The organism is Buttiauxella sp. AC142, from assembly GCF_979253435.1.
Genome location: NZ_CEEDCH010000001.1, coordinates 2,392,170 through 2,407,819, shown reverse-complemented (window position 1 = coordinate 2,407,819; position 15,650 = coordinate 2,392,170). Strand labels below are relative to the sequence as shown.

Annotated in this window: 14 protein-coding genes; 5 read left to right on the top strand and 9 right to left on the bottom strand. The window is 50.1% G+C overall.

Translation table 11 applies throughout. From position 1 onward, the window contains the following. Window positions 1-132: 132 nt before the first annotated feature. Window positions 133-1,611, top strand: coding sequence for an APC family permease (locus tag AC0IWZ_RS11100; RefSeq protein ID WP_471677328.1), 1,479 nt, complete (start codon window positions 133-135; stop codon window positions 1,609-1,611). A gap of 28 nt (window positions 1,612-1,639) precedes the next feature. On the opposite strand, the gene AC0IWZ_RS11095 is transcribed toward AC0IWZ_RS11100, so the two are convergent. Together AC0IWZ_RS11095 and AC0IWZ_RS11090 are read right to left on the bottom strand one after the other, a co-directional pair. Next, window positions 1,640-2,332: a cache domain-containing protein gene (locus AC0IWZ_RS11095; RefSeq protein ID WP_471677329.1), complete on the bottom strand. Its 693-nt coding sequence runs from the start codon at window positions 2,330-2,332 to the stop codon at window positions 1,640-1,642. Between the two features lie 142 nt (window positions 2,333-2,474). Beyond that, the gene (locus AC0IWZ_RS11090) at window positions 2,475-3,200 is read right to left on the bottom strand and encodes a FadR/GntR family transcriptional regulator (protein WP_034495859.1); all 726 of its coding nucleotides are present in this window, start codon (window positions 3,198-3,200) and stop codon (window positions 2,475-2,477) included. Window positions 3,201-3,443: 243 nt separating this feature from the next. On the opposite strand from AC0IWZ_RS11090, the gene AC0IWZ_RS11085 reads away from it, so the two are divergent. The 4 genes from AC0IWZ_RS11085 to AC0IWZ_RS11070 are packed head-to-tail and all read left to right on the top strand — an operon-like array spanning window position 3,444 to window position 8,446. Continuing rightward, window positions 3,444-4,871, top strand: coding sequence for a gamma-aminobutyraldehyde dehydrogenase (locus tag AC0IWZ_RS11085; RefSeq protein ID WP_471677330.1), 1,428 nt, complete (start codon window positions 3,444-3,446; stop codon window positions 4,869-4,871). A gap of 12 nt (window positions 4,872-4,883) precedes the next feature. Next, a complete protein-coding gene (locus AC0IWZ_RS11080) occupies window positions 4,884-5,360 on the top strand; it encodes an ester cyclase (protein ID WP_034495856.1) in 477 nt (158 codons plus the stop codon). Between the two features lie 8 nt (window positions 5,361-5,368). Next, complete coding sequence (locus AC0IWZ_RS11075) at window positions 5,369-7,261, top strand: NAD(P)/FAD-dependent oxidoreductase (RefSeq protein ID WP_471677331.1); 1,893 nt, start codon at window positions 5,369-5,371, stop codon at window positions 7,259-7,261. 6 nt (window positions 7,262-7,267) lie between these two features. Continuing rightward, window positions 7,268-8,446 carry a c-type cytochrome gene (locus tag AC0IWZ_RS11070; protein ID WP_471677332.1) on the top strand — a complete coding sequence of 393 codons (1,179 nt, stop codon included), beginning with the start codon at window positions 7,268-7,270 and terminating at the stop codon, window positions 8,444-8,446. A gap of 146 nt (window positions 8,447-8,592) precedes the next feature. Here AC0IWZ_RS11070 and AC0IWZ_RS11065 read toward each other — a convergent pair whose 3' ends face one another. From AC0IWZ_RS11065 to AC0IWZ_RS11035, 7 genes are read right to left on the bottom strand one after another with little or no spacing between them, the layout of a single operon-like run. Continuing rightward, window positions 8,593-9,294: a fimbria/pilus periplasmic chaperone gene (locus AC0IWZ_RS11065; RefSeq protein ID WP_410372961.1), complete on the bottom strand. Its 702-nt coding sequence runs from the start codon at window positions 9,292-9,294 to the stop codon at window positions 8,593-8,595. Continuing rightward, window positions 9,287-9,808, bottom strand: coding sequence for a fimbrial protein (locus AC0IWZ_RS11060; protein ID WP_410372960.1), 522 nt, complete (start codon window positions 9,806-9,808; stop codon window positions 9,287-9,289). The genes AC0IWZ_RS11065 and AC0IWZ_RS11060 overlap by 8 nt, the downstream gene beginning before the upstream one ends. A gap of 9 nt (window positions 9,809-9,817) precedes the next feature. Further along, window positions 9,818-10,354 carry a fimbrial protein gene (locus tag AC0IWZ_RS11055; RefSeq protein ID WP_410372959.1) on the bottom strand — a complete coding sequence of 179 codons (537 nt, stop codon included), beginning with the start codon at window positions 10,352-10,354 and terminating at the stop codon, window positions 9,818-9,820. Between the two features lie 9 nt (window positions 10,355-10,363). Next, on the bottom strand, window positions 10,364-11,395 hold the full coding sequence (locus AC0IWZ_RS11050; protein ID WP_471677333.1) for a fimbrial protein: 1,032 nt from the start codon (window positions 11,393-11,395) through the stop codon (window positions 10,364-10,366). Next, complete coding sequence (locus AC0IWZ_RS11045; RefSeq protein ID WP_471677334.1) at window positions 11,392-13,977, bottom strand: fimbrial biogenesis usher protein; 2,586 nt, start codon at window positions 13,975-13,977, stop codon at window positions 11,392-11,394. The genes AC0IWZ_RS11050 and AC0IWZ_RS11045 overlap by 4 nt, the downstream gene beginning before the upstream one ends. Window positions 13,978-14,026: 49 nt before the next feature. Continuing rightward, the gene (locus AC0IWZ_RS11040; RefSeq protein ID WP_471677335.1) at window positions 14,027-14,731 is read right to left on the bottom strand and encodes a fimbrial biogenesis chaperone; all 705 of its coding nucleotides are present in this window, start codon (window positions 14,729-14,731) and stop codon (window positions 14,027-14,029) included. Window positions 14,732-14,775: 44 nt separating this feature from the next. Next, window positions 14,776-15,312 (bottom strand): fimbrial protein, encoded by a 537-nt coding sequence (locus tag AC0IWZ_RS11035; RefSeq protein WP_034495847.1) that lies wholly within the window; start codon window positions 15,310-15,312, stop codon window positions 14,776-14,778. Window positions 15,313-15,650: the final 338 nt, after the last annotated feature.

Sequence of the window (15,650 nt, the reverse complement as noted above, 5' to 3'; positions counted from 1 at the left end):
ACAAAATCCCACCTGTTAAAAATCCCGCCAAAATCTTTAACAATTATGTGACATTGAGCGTATACATATAACATATTATGTTTTATAAAATACACACACTGCCTGCCCTTATGCCACAGAAAGAGAAAAGATATGGAACAGACGACAGACAAAGAAAATCTTCAACATCAGCCAGTTAAAGGCGAGCAATTCAACCGCTCGATAGGGCTGATGTCTAACTTCGCATTGGGATTCACTTATCTTTCGCCGCTGACTGCGGTGTATTCGCTGTTCGCCCTCGCGGTGACGCTGGCAGGGCCACCGGCAATCTGGTGGATTTTAATTGTTGCCTGCGGTCAATTGCTGGTGGCATTAGTCTTCGGCGAAGTGGCTTCGCAATATCCGATTACTGGCGGTTTATATCCGTGGGCGAGAAGATTGTGGGGTAAAAAATATGCCTGGATTGCCGCATGGATTTATCTCTGGGCATTGGTGGTCACTATCACCTCAATTGCCGAATATACCGCCACCTTCGTTGCGTCACTGTTTCACTACGCGACCAGCGCGGGCAACATGATGCTGACTTCCGTCGTCCTGCTGTTGATTATGATGGGGGTCAATATGTCCGGGACCAAAAACTTAGCCCGCGTCGCTAAAATTGGTTTCTGGTGCGAAATTGTCAGCGTGATTGCGCTGGGTATTTACCTGTTAATTTTCCACCGCGCCCAGCCGTTCTCCGTGGTATTTGATTCCATGGGCGTGCTCTCCGCAGACGGCAATTACACCACCGCGTTTATGTCCGCATCGTTAATGGGCTTGTTTATGTTCTTTGGCTTTGAAGCCTGCGGCAATGTGGCGGAAGAAGTTAAAAACCCAGGCAAGAAGATTCCAGTGGCGATGATTTTAAGTATCGTGTTTGGGGCTATTTCAGCGGTTATCTCAATCATGGGGTATTTACTCTCTTCACCCGACTTGCAGGATATTGTTAACGGCAAAATCGCAGACCCGATCCCGACCATACTTAACCAGGCGCTGGGTGAAACCGGGGCGACAATATTTATCGTTGTCGCTGCTATCGCCATGCTGTCTTGTATTCTTTCTTTGCAAGCCGCATTGAGCCGCCTGATCTTCTCTTTCTCCCGCGATAACATGCTGCCGGGCAGCGAGTGGATGTCGAAGATTTCCAAACACAGCGTGCCGGATAACGCGATGATGGTGAGCTGCTTATTGCCGGTGATTATTTGTGTCTGGGTTTACTTCCAGCCGGATAGCCTGGCGCGAATCACAGCCTTTGCGGTTATCGGTATCTATATTTCATTCCAGATGGTGGTGCTGGCGGCATTGCGTCAACGCCTGAAAGGCTGGAAACCAGCAGGGGAATGGACGGTCGGTTCATGGGGAATTATCGTCAACGTGCTGGCGCTGGCTTATGGTTTGTGCGGGATTTGGTTACTGGCGCAACCGGCGGCAGGCGAGAGTTTTGTGGATCGCTGGACGGTATTAGTCGGGCTGTCGATTGTGATCATTTCCGGTCTGCTTTACATGTTTATCACTAAACCGTTTGGCCGTTCGAATGCACCAGAAAACGATGCGATTGAATATGCGCGCAAGCTGAATGCGGAACAGTCATAAACATAAGGGCGGGGTTTACCCGCCCGTTTTACTTTGCCTGATATAAATTAAAGTAATCATTTTCATAAACCACAGATGCCAGGCTGACATCCAGCAAGTCACCCACGCGGAATTTTGGATGGCTCGAAAATACAATTCTGCGCTCTTTATTGGTAAGAAAAACTTTATCATTCGTCGCGAAAGGTAATAACTCATCCTCAACACGACTCACCAATAAATCAATCGCCGCCACGCCTAAGAATTGCTGGTTGAAATAAACCGGAACGGCGGAGGTAATGGTGTACGAAGTATTGCAGATATAATCAACGTAGGGACCATGAATAAATGCGTCACCCACAGCTGGCGCTTGTTTGAACCACTCAAAGGTTCTGAAATCCAGGCGCTGTTGGGTTGCCTGGTCCAAGTCAAGATTCACCTGCTTTACGCCGTCGGCCTTCTTATACCACCACTCCAATAGCCAGAATTCCTTATTGTTTCCCGTGGCTTCGATATGGCTGGCAAACCCCGCGCCCGAACAATAAACATTGTTGTTTAATGTCTTTTTTATATGTTCCTGAATGGTCTTTCTGATGGAAGGTTCAAGCAGATGTTCAAGATTGACCCCTTCAATTTCAGCAAGTGTTGATTGAATATCTTTCGCCAGCATCCCGGTGGAATCAATCATCGAATTGATGATGCTGTCTATTTTTTCGCTTAGGGTACGGAGTGATGTTGTTAGCATATTTATGCCTGTTGTTATATACCCTTCATACTTCAAGTTGCCTCTTTGTTGGCTGCGTTCTCGCGCCCGAATCACTTACTTATGTAAGCTCATCGGGACTTGTTCTCTTGCCGCCGCGATGCAATTCGAATTATCTTGGGTATTAATTTATATTGTGCTTCAATTTATTTTCTATCAGATAGAAAGTAAACGTGTCGATTAACTTTTTGGCAAGGTTAACGGACTCCGCTTCATGGTGTGAAGCCAGAGTGTCAATTAACGTGGTATACAGCTCAACAATTTCGCGATGGATATTGTCTGAACGGAACAAAATCGCCACCAGCGATGACCATTCTGATTGCAAAATCAATTCCTGGTTCGCCAGGCGGGCTGATTGAGAACACGCCGCAATCGCTAACAAACAGCGCATATCCGCCTGAGTGCGTGCTTCAGGCGATTGGGCTGAGTCGAGAACCGAAACAAAATCACGCAGGCGCGTAATATCTGCCTGGGTCATTCTTCGCGAGGCTAATCTTGCACTGTGGCTAATAATGGCGCAGTGCATTTCACCGAGATCGGAAAGGTAATCGGTGCTTAATGATTTAAAAGGATTAAGTGTTTGACTTAATTCCCAGGCTTGTTCGCAAACAAAGCTTCCACCATTACGCCCACGCACCGTGTGGATTAAATTATTGGCACGCAGCGTATTTAACGCTTCGCGGATAGTGATGTGAGAAACCCCCATCATTTTCGCCAGATCCGCTTCATTAGGAAGTTGCTCATTAGCCTCAAGCAGGCCGGTAATAATGGCATTGGAAAGTCGCTGAACGATTTGATCGGAACGGCTGGCCTGACCGATTGGCGCAAATATCACCGCATGAGTAATCATAATATTCCCTGGTGAGATAATCCCTAAATAGAGCCTTTGAACATAGCATACAACCCCTTGTTAATGAAGGAAGCCTTAAGTATTCGTGTTCAGGCACTTCACTTTGATGAGCTGCGCAATTGCAGCGCAAAAAATCGTTTTGGAATGAGATGCATATCAAATTGTTAGTAAATTGTTATTGAATTTATCTCGCTCAAAACATATTACATAATATAGTTTATGTTTTAACGAGCGGAGAGCGCGATGAAAGTACTGAAGCACTTTATCAATGGGCAATACCAGGCAGGTTCGCAGGATAATCTTTTTGACCTGGTCAGCCCGGTCAACGGCGAAACTTACGCGCTGTCGCCGAGTGCAGGGCGAGAAGAAGTGGAGCAGGCGTACCGCGCGGCGAAAAGCGCGTTTGCGGTCTGGAAACTTTCCACGCCTGCGCAACGCCAGTTAGCGCTCCTGAAGCTGGCCGATGAAATCGAACGCAATGTTGACCGACTGGTGAGCGCGCAAAGTGAAGAAACCGGGCAGCTGCGCCACTTCATTGAGAAAGAAGAGATTGCGGCTTCTTGCGACGCACTGCGGTTCTTTGCGGGTGCCGCACGTTGCCTTGAAGGTAAAGCGTCGTACGAATATGCCGCCGGTTTAACCTCCACTATTCGCCGCGAACCACTCGGAATTGTAGGCCAGGTCACGCCGTGGAATTACCCGTTTATGATGGCGGTGTGGAAAATTGCCCCGGCGCTGGCGGCGGGCAACACGGTGGTGCTCAAACCGAGTGACACCACGCCAGTCAGCACCTTAATTCTGGCAGAACTGGCCGCACCGCTATTCCCGCAGGGCGCCTTTAACGTGGTGCTCGGTAAAGCGGAAACCGGCTCGCTGGTGGTCTCCAGCCCGGAAGCCTCGCTGGTGTCGATTACCGGTTCGGTCCGCGCCGGTCTGCAAGTTGCGGCCTCGGCGGCGGCAAACCTCACCAAAGCGCATCTCGAACTGGGCGGCAAAGCGCCGGTGATTGTCTTTGCCGACGCCGACATTAATAAAGCCGTCGATACCATCACCACCGCCGGATTCTTCAACGCCGGGCAAGATTGCACTTCTGCCACGCGCATCCTGATTGAAGAGTCGATTTACGCATCGTTTGTCGAAAAACTTGTGACTAAAACCCGCGAAATTACCTTCGGTACGCCAGAAGACAAAAATGCGTTATACGGTGCGCTCAACAGCCGCAGCCAGCTTGAACAGGTGAAAGGGTTTATCAGCCGCCTCCCGGCTCATGCCAAAATTGAAACCGGCGGCAAACCTGGCGCAGGCCCAGGTTTTTACTTTGAACCGACGATTATTTCCGGCCTTGAACAGCGCGACGAAGCAATTCAGCACGAAGTTTTTGGCCCGGTCATGACGGTGCAAAAATTCTCCTCAGAAGCCGAAGCGCTCGAAAAAGCCAACGACGTGGAATACGGCCTGGCGTCGAGCGTCTGGACCAGTAACCACGGTCGCGCCCAGCGCTTCAGTATTCGCCTGGATTTCGGCACCGTGTGGATTAACAACCACATTCCTCTGTGCGCTGAAATGCCCCACGGTGGCTTTAAAAAATCCGGCTACGGCAAGGATTTGTCCTCGTACTCGCTGGATGAATACACCCGCGTAAAACACATCATGTGCGATGTTTCTGAATAATAAGGTGATGAAATGAAAGCAATAAAAGCCGCTGCGTTATCTTTTGTACTATTCTCAAATTTAGCGTTGGCCGAGGTTTCTCCGTTAACCGTCGTTAAAGATTATATGTCCGCGTGGAATGCGCATGATGCTGCTAAAGCCGCGCAATATTTAGCGCCGGACGTGGTTTATTACGACGCCGCAAGCGGTACGCCAGTGAATGGCAAAAGCAATGCTGAAAAAGAGGTGATTGGGGCCTTTATTAAAGCCGTGCCAGATTTAACCTGGAAAATGACCAGTAAACCGGTTTATGACCACGACACCATCGCCTTTCGCTGGGAATTCAGCGGCAAAAATAGCGGCGAATGGGCGGGAAGCCCGGCGACCAATAACCCGATTAAATTTGAAGGGGTGAGTTACATCACCGTCAATAACGGGAAAATTACCTGGCAGGGCGATTATTACGACTCCAAAAAGCTCGATGAAGAATTAAAGCCAAAAAATAAATAAGGTCTTATATGTCGATTACCAGACGTGATTTTCTCAATGGGGTGGCAATTACCATTGCCGCAGGGATGACGCCGCTCGATCTTGCTAAAGCCGCCGGAAAAGCCACCGCAATAATGGACGATGATTATTACCCGCCGCAGTTAACAGGTCTGCGTGGGAATCATCCCGGTTCATTTGAAATGGCCCACGCCGTGGGGCGCGACCATGAAAAATTCAGTACCGACCATCTTCCCATTAAAGAAGAATACGATCTGGTAATCGTCGGTGGCGGGCTGAGTGGTTTAGCCGCCGCCAGCTTCTGGCGCGATGTGATGGGTAAAGAGAGCAAAGTGCTGGTTCTCGACAACCACGATGATTTCGGCGGACACGCCAAACGCAATGAGTTTAACTCCGGCGGCAAAAAAATCATCGGTTACGGTGGCAGCGAAGCCTTTCAGTCGCCGACACGAAATTTTAGCGACGTCGTCAACGGGCTGATGTCCACGGTCGGTGTCAGCGTCACGCGCATGAAGCAAAGTTTTGATGTGAATTTCTACCCCAACTTACACCTCAGCCGTGGCGTGTTCTTTGATAAAAAGAACTTCGGTGAAACGAAAATTGTTGGCGGCGACCCTGGGCGTGCGGTGGCCGATGACATTCCACCCGATAGGCTCAATGGCCGCCCGCTGGCTGAGTTTATCAACGATTTCCCGTTAAGCGAGAGTGACCGTAAAGCCATTCTGGACTTGTACGAGAAACCAGTTGATTACCTGAAAGGGATGACGGTAGACGAAAAAACCGCATGGATGGACACCCACAGCTATCACGATTTCCTGACTGAGAAAGTGGGGTTAAGCAAAATGGCGATGATGTATTTCCAGCAGCGCACCAACGACTTTTTCGCCATCGGCATCGAAGGTGTGAGTTGTTCCGACGCCAGAACCTGTGCGCTGCCAGGGATGGATGCCATGGAGCTGCCGCCGCTGGATGAAGAAGCTCTCGCTGACCTGGAAGAGCCGTACGTTTATCATTTGCCGGATGGCAATGCGGGCCTGGCGCGTTTGATTGTTCGCCACCTGGTGCCTGAGGCGTTACCCGGACATACCATGGAGGATTCTGTCACTTCGCGGCTCAATTACGAAAAGCTCGACCACCCGAAAAACGCCACCCGAATCCGTCTTAACAGTATTGTGATTAATGCTAAAAATACCGACGACGGCGTGGTTGTGACCTACGTTAACGACGGCAAAGCGTACCGCGTGAAAGGGCGCAACGCGATCATGGCCGGTTACAACATGATGATCCCGTATCTGGTGCCAGAAACACCCGAAGCGCAGAAAGCCGATCTGCGCCTGAATGTCAAAGCGCCGCTGGTTTACACCAATGTGGTGGTCAAAAACTGGCAGGCATTCAAGCAACTGGGTATTCACGAATTTTATTCTCCGGCGGCTCCGTACAGCCGCGTGAAGCTCGATTACCCGGTCAGTCTCGGCAGTTATCAGCATCCGCAAAACCCGGATGAACCGATGTGCCTGCATATGGTTTATGTCCCGACCTATCCGGGCAGCAAATTGAGCGCGCGCGAGCAGTTCCGCCAGGGGCGAGCGTATTTATTGGGCACGACGTTTGATACTCACGAGCAAATGATTCGCTCGCAACTTCAGGAAATGCTCGGGCATACCGGCTTTGACCATCAACGCGATATCACGGCGATTACCGTTAACCGCTGGGCGCATGGCTATGCGTATTACGCCAGCGCGTTGTTCGATGATATGGACAAAATGGACGCCATTAAAGATAACGCGCGCAAACCGATTGGGCGAATTGCGATTGCCAACTCTGACTCAGACTGGGACGCCTACGCGCACACGGCCATTGACCAGGCCTGGCGTGCGGTCAACGAACTTAAGGCAATGGGGTGATTTGAGATGAAACAAACTCTATTGGCTATCGGATGTTTGATAGTTGCCGGAAATGCGGCGGCTGATTCTTCACCCGGTAATTCTTCACCCGGTAAATACATAGCGCGGGCGTCAGATTGCGTGGCATGCCATACCTCCGAAGGTGGGCAACCGATGGCGGGCGGCAAGAAATTTTCAACGCCGGTTGGGGATATTTACGCCACCAATATTACGCCGGATAAAACCGCCGGGATCGGCAATTACTCTTACGAAGATTTCGAAAAAGCCGTGAGGCAGGGGATTGCGAAAGACGGGCACGCGCTCTATCCGGCGATGCCATATCCTTCCTACGCCAGAATGACCGACAAAGATATTCATGATTTGTATGATTACTTTATGAATGAAATTCCGCCGTCGGCGCAAAAGAATAAAGATAATGATATCCCGCGGCTATTATCCGCTCGCTGGCCGCTGCATATCTGGAATTGGCTTTATGTTGATGACACTCAATCGGTTAATAACGCCAATAAGCCCGATGAACAGCACAATGTATTATTGAGCCGGGGCGCATATTTAGTCGAAGGGCCGGGGCATTGTGGCGCCTGCCATACTCCACGCGGCGTCACGATGCAGGAAAAAGGCTATGACGCCTCCAGCGATGTTTATTTGAGCGGTGCGATGATTGACGGCTGGAATGCCCCGTCGCTCAGAAACATCTCGAAGTCGCGGGAGGAATTAAAAGGCTTGCTGCGGACGGGCAAAAGCCAGCATGACGCGCTCTCCGGGCCGATGAGCGAAGTGGTGACGCAGAGTACGCAATATATGACCGACGGTGACCTGGAAGCGATTTCATATTATTTGCTCAATTTTAACCATCCCGATGCGGGTGCGGTGTCTACAAGCGGGGCAATAACCTATTCGCCGAAAGACGGTAAAACGCTTTATTCAATGTATTGCTCGACCTGCCACGGCGATGACGGCAAAGGCAAAGATTTTACCGTACCATCGCTGGTGAATAACTCCATCGTTACGGCGAAAGACCCGGCGTCACTGCTTTCAGTCATTAATGACGGAACCCAGACACCACAGACTCAGGGGAATATTTCTTTCAAAATGCCTGCTTACAAACAGGTTATGTCTGAGGAAGAGCGAAATAACGTGGTGAATTACGTGCGCGGAACATGGGGTAAACAAGCCGATAAATAAAGGGTTCAGGGTTGAAGAGGTCATCAAAACGCACCTGGCCTATAACGAGCACGTCCAGGAAGAGAGGGATCTCAAAAAAATACTCTGACACCGCTTCTGGCCAATGAAGCTCATATCGTGAGGTTTATTGGCCCTTTTTTAAATACTTATTTCCCGGAAATATCCCGTTCGGTTTTCTCAAGAATACGCCCGTAATCGTTAATACTTTGCCAGCTTAAATGGCAGGTGTTTACCGTCGCACACCCGTTGATGCTTCGCGTGCTAAACGGGGCCACCATCCCAGGGTTATCAATTTTTTTACCATTAACCACCAGATTCACTAGCGTCACATAAAACGGCGTCGGGTTACTGACGCGGGCCTGCCCATGGTTTTTCTCCCACCTGAGCTGTTTATAAGCCTCCTGCGGGTTTCCTTTTAAATTGGCCGGGCGGTAAAAAAGCTTCATTCTGGAACGCACCGCAATTTGCACGCTATTGGCTTGAGCCTGGCCCGAAGGGATTGCAGCGATACTCAAGGTAAACAAACTTTCGCGGTCAGGGGGCATGTTGGCGTGAGTTTTGAGTAAGCGAATGCTGTTTTCTCGTCCTGGTTTGAGGGAGAAAAGCGGCGGTGTTGCGATAAACGGGGCAGGCTGTGTTGAAGGTGTCACCCCTGACCATGTGCCGCCAGAACTCACGGTGGTATTGATAAGCCAGGCGCTCTGGCTGGTATTGCGCAGCTCAACTTTCACCCCTTTGGCCTGCTCGTGATAGATAAACCGAGTGCCGCCAATGCTGACTCCCGCCATGCTTTGTGTGACGTGCCCAAAGAACACAATAATGGCTGCTGCAATAAAAGTTTTATTCATAAGTCAGTGTAAAAGTGATGGTGGCATTGGCCGCGCCAGGGCTGACATTACTGCCGTCAGCCACATAGCGGGCAAAAAAAGGCAGCGTTACATTTGCCTGGCGCGATGTCAGTGCGGTTCCGCCGCTGAGATTGTTGACCGGAACCAGCGTTTTATCGCTATCGTATAGCCCAATTCCTACGCCCTGAGCGCTTTGCGCTTGCGTTGTTACGGCGAGTAGCTGCGAATTTACGGAGTTCGGTGTGCCAATAAACGTAATGCTGACGCGACTGGCGGCGGCATCGCAACGTTCCAGATGAATGGTAAACGGTTCATAACGCGTGGCGGCACCCGCCCGGTAAAACTGCTTGCTGCTGACGTTTCCCATCTCCACCGTCAGGTTTTGTGAATCGGCAGAAACCACGCAGGTGTTGTCGGTTATCGTGCCGGTAATACTCATGGTTCCGTCGTGGGCAAGCGCTGCGAATATACTGCCTGCCGATAGCGCCGCCGTGAGCAAAAAATGGAGTTTCATGCGGCCACCTTATTGATACTGCAAATCAAAATACATGACGGAGGAGGCATTTCCGGCGGTGACCACATTTTGCGTGGCTTTATAGCGCAGATAAAAAGGCAGAGAATTGCTCCCCGGCGAGAGTTCGTAAACGGTGGATGACAGGGTATTAATCGCCAGCGGCTGTTGGTTGCCATCGAGGATTTCTATCCCAACACCGGTTGCCATAGCCCCCGAGCTTCCCGTATCTGAAAGCGCGAGTAATGCCGGGTTGTCGCTGTCGTTCGTGCCAGAAAATGTCAGCTTAGTTCCGGTCGCGGCGGAGCCACAGTTTACCAAATCAATGGTGAACCGTTTGGCGGTTGTCGTGTCGCCTGTGGCGGCAAAGTGACTTACGGAAAACTGGCCGATGTTCACCGTCTGACTCTGGCTACTACTGACATCACAAGTGCGCGACAAAATCGTGCCGGTGATTTGTAAGTTGTAGGCATCCGCGGCGGCATACGGGGCAACCAGCAGTAAGAGTGCGGTGGATAATTCCTTCAGAGGGGGCAGTTTTATTTTCATCATCACTCCTCAGGAAAAATCCACGCGCAAGACGGCGAGGGCGGTAAAGGTACCCTCCGCAGGGGCGTTGCCGGTGGTACTTACCGGATAAGCGCTAAGCATCACATTGGTCGAAAAAGTTTCGGTATCTATCTCGTCGAGAGCCAGACGAATGGAACTGGAGTCGTCATTAGGGCGCAGCAGGGCGCTATTCTGGTCAGTTATCGCCACGCCAACGTCCGGATTATCAGACTGGATGGCATCGCCGTTGGCGGTAGCGGTACCTTTCAACGAAAGTGAGAGGTTTGCCAGAGACGCGCCGTAGTTGCACTCAACCGGCACGCTGAACGTTTGCGGGGTAACGTTATCAGCCTTTTGCCCAGCGGCGGTAAAATCGGTGTTGTACATCGTACCAAAATCAACATGTATGACCGCACCGGCATTCACACTGCAATTTTGCGGGACGGAAATAACGCCATTGAGGAACACCTGCGCGATGGGTTCCGGGCTATATACGCCACTTTGCTTAGACAGGAAAATATCGGCCACATGGATGTTGTCAAATGAGGTGGTGCCGACGAAGGGTTTAATGATTTTTAAGTCCAGAAAGCCGGTGGTCCCTGCTGGCATGCTCGTCTGGCCTGCTGAGTCGTTGGCACCGCCTCCTCGTATATTTTTGAAAGGGACATAGCGGTTGCCCTGAACCGCAACGTTAATCGTTGTATCGAGGTATTCGTTCACATTGAACCATTGTGTGGTGCCTTCCAGAGTGGTCGGAACCAGGGGGGAAGTTGCAGTGAAGCGCCGGTAACGAGTCCCGGAAGGTTCATCGCAGCGTACTTGAATTCGCCCACCGGTGTTCCACGATGCCGCATGATCAAAGACTTGCCCGACCACATTCAAGGTGGTGTCAGAAATCGTCACCGTCCCGAAGCTTCCGGAGATATTGGTTGGATGTCCACTTTTCCCTTTGCAGGTATAGGTGTACGCGTGTGCGGTACTCAGTGACACACAAAACACCAACATGACCTGGAGTAATGTTTTTCCAAACGTGATTTTCATGACTTACATTCTCTTGTCAGGGTGTTAATCGGTTTTGTTTCGGCATCGTCCGGCAGGGTGTAAGCGACGCTACAGGTACGCATGGCACCGTCTCCCCATTTCACCGTCAGCGAGCCTTTGGGTTTGAGGCCGGAAAGATAAACTTGCCCGTCATCACCCACGATACTGCTGTTATCACCACTTGAAACCATGGCGCCAAAGGGAACGGGTTTCCCCTGGTGGGTCAGATTAATCAGCACCCTGGCACCGACCTGAGTATCGAAACTTGCGCGTACCAGCGCGCCACGGGTGGGTACCACGCTCACCACGCTGTCGACCATATCGACGTTATCAGGCATGGAGGTGGTATCCAGTGCCATTTTGTTGCGGCGATAAGTGGTGGCATATGGCACCACGGCGTAACCGCGCCAGTCAGTTTTTAACCCCGATACATCTTCAACTTTCACATTTCGCGCACCGGGCGCGGCAATCAATACGTTGGTCTGGCCGAGCGGCTGACTGAGGGTAATGCCCTGGTCATGTATCACTACACCGCCACTAAGCCCGTAATTCACCTGCTGGTAATTGCCGTTGTCGCTGTAGTTGTACCCACCGTTAACATTGCCCCACGAACTGGCGTAATCCGCAGAAACGGAACCGTTGGCGCTGCTGTTTTGGTTTTGATAACCCTGCTGCACGCTGTAATTAAGGTTGTTGTCTTCAAGCAACGTGCCATTTATCCCGGCACTTTGCGTGGTGTGCCCGTGCATATCGTTGCTGGCGCTGTAGCTTGCGTAGGCCGAGTTGTTTCGTTGCAAGGCATCATTGCCCTGAGAAAACCACAGACTGAGTGGGACAGAAACACTCATCGCGATGCGGTTATCAGCGTGCGCAAGACCTGGCATCTTGTTGTAGCTGTAGTTCAGGTTCCACGACACGCCGAGAACATTTCCGCTGTAGCCGGTCTGTAAAAGCATGCTGGCTTTATTGGTGTTCCAGTAGCTCTGGCGGCTGCCGCTGAGATAAAGCGAGCCGACAGCACCCAGTTGTTGAGAGATGTTGACCTGGAATTTATCGCGCTTGTTGTTGTAAAGGTTATAAGCACTGATGTATTCCGGTTTTGCCGTGCCATCGTTAATCGTTTCGTCGCTAACGTAACCGGACATGTTGTTCCAGGTGGTCTCCTCCAGGGTGTAGAAGCCCTGCGTGGAGTAGCGATAGCCCAGCAGTTGGAAGTTGGTTCCGAGTGCGCCGAGGGATTTTGCATACAGGAAGCGTAGAGATGAACCGACATGCTTTGTGCCATCAACCAGCTCGCTATCAGCGCCGGTGACATCCATCGAAACGGCACCAAACCGGCCGATATTTAACCCTAAACCGAGCACCGCCGCTTTATAGCGGTTAGCAAATTGCCCGCCGCCGTAGGCCGTTAAACCCTTTGGTAAACCCCAGATAACCGTAGATTGCGCGAATCCAGGATTATCTTGCTGATCATTGTTACTGCGAAAAGTCCCGGCGGTGGCAGAGTATTTAATGCGACCTTCGCGCTGTAAAATAGGCACCGTGGAATACGGCTCGCGGTAAATATTCACGCTGCCATCGGACTCTTTAACTTCAACAACCAGGTCGCCACTCGAAGAAGTAGGGAACAGATCTTTAATTTCAAACGCACCGGGGGAAACGTAGGTCTGATAGATGATGTAACCGTTTTGTCTGACCGTGACCTGCGCGTGGGTTTTGGCAATACCGCGCACCGTAGGGGCAAAACCGCGCAGGCTGTCCGGCAGCATATTGTCATCAGAGGCAATCTGAATACCGCGAAAACTAATGCTGTCGAACACTTCGGAAGGAGTGCTGCTGTCGCCAATGGTCAGCTCGCTTTTCAGCGGAATAATGGCCCGCTCAAGATAGGTATTGATGTGGTTCCACTGGCTGTTTTGACGGCGCTGCCCGCTGCTATAGCTCCAGGTCGAATAATCACGCAAGCGCCATGGCCCAAGGTTAAAACCGCTGTTAAGGCCTAAAAAGTAGGTATTACTGGCACTGTCATTTTCGCGGTCACTGCTATTAGCACCGGAAAAGTTGTAGTTAAATAACAAGGCATTAATGCCTTCATCCCATTGTGCAGGAGGGATGTAGCCACGTGCAGTGGTACTCATCATGGCCTGTGGCACGCTGAGATCCAGGCGTTGCTGGTCGAAATCAAACTGCGTCATCGCCCCTTCAATGGCGGAGGCGAGATGGACACAGGTGTCGGGTGCGGTTGCAGCAAGATCGGGCTTCGCGGTGGTATTCACGCCAAACACACCTAACGTTTTGACGGTCAGGCAAGGTTCAAGTCCCGTGTCATCATTGCTTTGCTCATCGTTCTTTGCACTAATAAACTGAATGTCTTTTGTGGTGATGAATTCTTCATTTACCCAGACATCGACACGATAAATACCTGGAGCCTGGCCCCCCTCATCAAAATGGGATAGATCGGCTACAGCAGAAGGATCGTCAGATAAAAATGCAGGGTTAAAGACATTTTCCGCGTAGCAATGTATTGACCCCATAGCGATATATATCGCCAGCGGGGCTAATTTGTATTTTAAACGAGGCATTGTCTTATTGTTCCTTTACCGACTCAAAAATCCTTAATAAACGCGTCGGCTAACCCGTGCAGTGTTGCTCAGCGCTATTCGCGCCAAAATCATTTATGGACTGGAAATAGACACTGCCCGAAGCATGACCCGGAATAGTCGCGGTTAAGGTCGACTTTGGTGCCACCATGTTATTTTTTAGCTTCTGGTTTCCTACGCGAAATTGCACCAGTGTGACGTAATAGGGCGACGGGTTTTTAACCATAACCTGGCCGTTTGAAACATGGCAGATCAGAGATTTAGGGGCATCAGCAGGGTTCGATTCCAACCCTTGTGGGCGCATAAATAGTTTGATGACACTCTGGGTCGCAATTTGCAAGGTATTACCTTTCAATGATTCTTTGGGTACTGAAGGAATCGCTTTACTATTAATATAAAATACGCTTTCGCGATCTTGTGGCAGCATTGGGCCGTTATAAATAATACGCAGTCGGTTCTCTTTTTTGGGGCCAAGGGCAAATAAAGGTGGAGTAATAATAAAGTTATCGACTTTATTATTGCGGCCATCAGACACCCACGACTGAATTAAAAAACGGGTGGTTTCTGATGTATTCAGAATCGGTAAAACCGTATTTTTTTCGTTGGTGTGATAAATAACCCGTGTGGCCCCCAGAGCAATTCCTCCGGCGTAAGCCGAGGTGACCGACGTCAGTATCAGAGAACTGGCAAGAAGAGATTTTTGTAGAATATGCATAGATAGTTTGCGCTCTGACATAAATTTAAAAAGTCCCCCGCAATTAAGCGGGGGAAGACAACAAATCAGGAGAAGGTTGTGCTAAATGTTGCAACTGCGGAGACATTACCCGCTGTTGCCGCAGCGCCTGTTGCGATGTAATCAACACTGAATGGCAGAATATTTTCGCCATCAATCAGCGTGGTTGTGGATGACGTTGTGCCCAGTGGCAGCACGGCACCGTCTGCGCCATACAGTTGCAGGGCAACGTTAGTTGCCGCACCCGCACCGGCGGTATTCGCCAGAGCGCCCGAAGTAACGGCATCGGATTGGCCAATAAAGGTTACCGATGCATTCTGGCTTGCTGTGGTGTCGCAGTCTTCGAGTTTGATATTGAATGACTTCTGCTGGCCTGCTGCTGTACCCGCGGTCGCAAGTTTAGAAGCGGTCACCTGATCGAGCGTCACGGTTTGATCCATGGAATCAGCAAATACAGAACAAGCCGCATCAACAACCTGACCTTCGAATTTAATTGTGCCGCCTGCAACCGTCGTATCTGCGTGCGCAGCAACAGAGAAAAGGCCAGCAGCCACTAAGGAAAGTAAAGCGGAATTGAATTTCATCGAAATACCCTTTAATCAATATATTGGATTAGAATGAAGCCGTAAAACTTCACTATCTTAATTATTAAAATCCTACTCAAAGGGAAAACAGAACCTTAATGTGTTCTATTATCTTTAACAGAAAAACAAGCCATTAATTCTCTGTGTTTCCCTTTGGTCAATAACGATACTGAATGTATGGAATTTAAATCAATTGATTTGGTGAATTGCTGACAATCAAGCGCAGGAGGATTGAAAAAAGTAAGGGTACGATGGTATATCTCTTTTGATAAGCTATTTTAAAGCATTAATTGCTGCCAACTCGTAACTAATCATCAAATATAAGAATATCCATCTAT

What these genes read in the sequence shown, in the direction of transcription:
- AC0IWZ_RS11040 (WP_471677335.1), bottom strand. Translation starts at nt 14,731, where the DNA reads ATGTCAGAGCGCAAACTATCTATGCATATTCTACAAAAATCTCTTCTT.
- AC0IWZ_RS11060 (WP_410372960.1), bottom strand. Translation starts at nt 9,808, where the DNA reads ATGAAACTCCATTTTTTGCTCACGGCGGCGCTATCGGCAGGCAGTATA.
- AC0IWZ_RS11080 (WP_034495856.1), top strand. Translation starts at nt 4,884, where the DNA reads ATGAAAGCAATAAAAGCCGCTGCGTTATCTTTTGTACTATTCTCAAAT.
- AC0IWZ_RS11035 (WP_034495847.1), bottom strand. Translation starts at nt 15,312, where the DNA reads ATGAAATTCAATTCCGCTTTACTTTCCTTAGTGGCTGCTGGCCTTTTC.
- AC0IWZ_RS11050 (WP_471677333.1), bottom strand. Translation starts at nt 11,395, where the DNA reads ATGAAAATCACGTTTGGAAAAACATTACTCCAGGTCATGTTGGTGTTT.
- AC0IWZ_RS11090 (WP_034495859.1), bottom strand. Translation starts at nt 3,200, where the DNA reads ATGATTACTCATGCGGTGATATTTGCGCCAATCGGTCAGGCCAGCCGT.
- AC0IWZ_RS11065 (WP_410372961.1), bottom strand. Translation starts at nt 9,294, where the DNA reads ATGAATAAAACTTTTATTGCAGCAGCCATTATTGTGTTCTTTGGGCAC.
- AC0IWZ_RS11045 (WP_471677334.1), bottom strand. Translation starts at nt 13,977, where the DNA reads ATGCCTCGTTTAAAATACAAATTAGCCCCGCTGGCGATATATATCGCT.
- AC0IWZ_RS11070 (WP_471677332.1), top strand. Translation starts at nt 7,268, where the DNA reads ATGAAACAAACTCTATTGGCTATCGGATGTTTGATAGTTGCCGGAAAT.
- AC0IWZ_RS11100 (WP_471677328.1), top strand. Translation starts at nt 133, where the DNA reads ATGGAACAGACGACAGACAAAGAAAATCTTCAACATCAGCCAGTTAAA.
- AC0IWZ_RS11055 (WP_410372959.1), bottom strand. Translation starts at nt 10,354, where the DNA reads ATGAAAATAAAACTGCCCCCTCTGAAGGAATTATCCACCGCACTCTTA.
- AC0IWZ_RS11095 (WP_471677329.1), bottom strand. Translation starts at nt 2,332, where the DNA reads ATGCTAACAACATCACTCCGTACCCTAAGCGAAAAAATAGACAGCATC.
- AC0IWZ_RS11075 (WP_471677331.1), top strand. Translation starts at nt 5,369, where the DNA reads ATGTCGATTACCAGACGTGATTTTCTCAATGGGGTGGCAATTACCATT.
- AC0IWZ_RS11085 (WP_471677330.1), top strand. Translation starts at nt 3,444, where the DNA reads ATGAAAGTACTGAAGCACTTTATCAATGGGCAATACCAGGCAGGTTCG.